The 2,194-nt window shown below is 59.8% G+C and carries 2 protein-coding genes; both read right to left on the bottom strand.

Annotated elements, in window-relative coordinates; genetic code table 11:
• Window positions 1–1,224: 1,224 nt before the first annotated feature.
• Window positions 1,225–1,734, bottom strand: a complete 510-nt coding sequence (locus LXN57_RS47640) for a hypothetical protein (RefSeq protein WP_251804951.1) — start codon at window positions 1,732–1,734, stop codon at window positions 1,225–1,227.
• Window positions 1,735–1,764: 30 nt separating this feature from the next.
• Window positions 1,765–2,194: hypothetical protein (locus LXN57_RS47635; protein WP_251804950.1), on the bottom strand; the 430-nt coding region annotated here is incomplete at its 5' end.

The following is a 2,194-nucleotide window of genomic DNA, read 5'->3' as shown; positions in this document are numbered from 1 at the left end:
AGCCGAGACCCCCACCGATCCCTGCAACTCCTTGGACTCACTTAAAACGGTCATATCTCGACCTTGCGAACGCCCTGATGTCGCCCCGGAGCAGGTCAAGTTGAACTCGGGTCGCCGGATTTCCCTTTCTGCCATATAGATTGCGCGGAATTCGCGGAGTACCGCCGCTCGCACATTCGCATTTTGTTGAATGTTGTCTGCCGTTCGTGCTCTCAGATCCGCCGCAGTTGTGTACGAGTACCGGGGTGTTGCCGGCGAGCACATAGTAGGTGTGGCAGGTTCACGGCCAGCACGAAGAGTTACCTACGGGCGCACTCCGTTGAACTGGACTTTCATCGACCGCAATGGCGTCAACCCTCGGCTGGGGACCTGGTTGACGGCAACAGTGACGGCAACGCGGACAGACACCAGCGCACCCCCACGCACGCCGAACGGGCCCGTCGGTTCCCCGTTGGACGTCCTCGACAACCCTCTCCTCGAATGGCCGGCCAGGCCGCGAACGACGACCCATGGGCGGCGCGAGCGTACGAGGGCCGCCCCTCCGGCCTCAAGGGCGCTACGCGTCGCCCTGCGACCGCCGTACGGGCGTCCCTTGACCCCGGAGACCACTACGGCCCGCAAGCGCCGACACCATCGGGCAGGGCACCTGACGGCGCCCCACCCGCCACCGCACCACCCAACCGCCAAGCACGTCGACCCAGAACCGAACACACGCAGAGGACAGGCGACGACAGCCACGGGGCGGACACCGAGGCCGTGGAACACGGCAGGGACCCAGAGAGGGAGCAGGCTGGTTCAAATTTGCTCTACATAATCAAGGACGGCCCGGCCGAAGCCGGGCCGCGCGCACGCGCTACAGGCCTACGGCCCCGCGCGCACGCCACCATCGCCGATCCGCCAAAGCACACCCAGACGATTCACCGGCATAGCCCACAGCGGCTAACAATTCGAGATCCCCGGCCAACCACGTTCCGAATCGCCGCCTACCGGCGCCTCGCCCACCGCAGCGGCAAGCCGGGGCACACACGGATTTATCGATCAGCGCATATATGGCTTTCCCGCTGACGGCAACAGTGACGGCAACGTCCGCGATCGTTCGCCTACCTCCACACACTTCGACTACAGACAGCGACCGATCAGTGTCGGACATGGACACCATCCAGCCACGCCCCACCGCCCTCTTGCCGGCGAAATCCCTAAATCTCGGAGTGCCAGGATACCGACTCAAAACGATGCATCAGGCTGCAATTGCGGGCCAGCATCAGTCTCAACAACCCTTAACCCCATCGCTTCTAGCGATTTCAACTCAGGCGGCCTGGCAGCAAACTGCTCCGGTGTCTCAATAACGCCATCTGCGACGATGTACGAATTATCCGTAAAGGCATCATCGGCAGACTCAGAAAGTGCTTCCGCCGCATAATACAGCGACGCATACGAAGGGATCACTTCGCGGTCGTCATCAACCAACATGGCAATCTGGGCCGCGATTATACCCGGCCTAATCCAACATTTGTCGCTAGTTGCCAGCGAAGCATTCGCTGCCCTGAAGGCGAAGTGATTCATCAATCGCGCCTCACCTATACCGAGGCGCGACGACAGCTCACTGAGCTGCACGGAGTTAGCCACAGCGTTCAGAAAGTCAGCAATCTCGCGATCAAGATTTCCGCCCGAAACCGCTGCATGATTTTCTTTATTCAGCAGAAGCCCAGGCAAACCAGAAATACTCTTCGACATGATTCTTTCCTGGATCAAACGAAGCCAATGTTAACGAGCGGAAGGATACATGTAGTCGCCTTGGATTGTGTATCCAGCGTTCTTCAGCTGCCGAATCTCTCGACCAAAGACCGTCATACCAGCATTGTACGGGCCGTCGTTGTACAGATTTTCACGGGTCGGGGAAGTTGCCAAGTATACCTTCTGCCTCTTGGCGATAGCCCCAGCAACCCATTGATCATTCTGCTGCGGCGTCCAGGTTCCAGTGGGCAGCGAAAGCACCTCATGATTGTCCCAATCCCTCGCGGCATTGATGTCCTCACGCCGCCCGAGCACGATGAATTCGTCGGTATGAGTAGACGGGAGCACTCTGCACGTTGTGTTGTGGACCAGGACCGGCGTGTTGCCGGCGAGCACATAGTACGTGTGGGTGGTGTCGACGGTGAGGTCGCGCATCACCTTGGCGCCGGTGAAGTTGTGT

This window comes from Paractinoplanes hotanensis (assembly GCF_023717965.1).
Classification (GTDB): Bacteria; Actinomycetota; Actinomycetes; order Mycobacteriales; family Micromonosporaceae; genus Actinoplanes; species Actinoplanes polyasparticus.
This window is presented reverse-complemented; position numbering and strand designations above follow the sequence as displayed.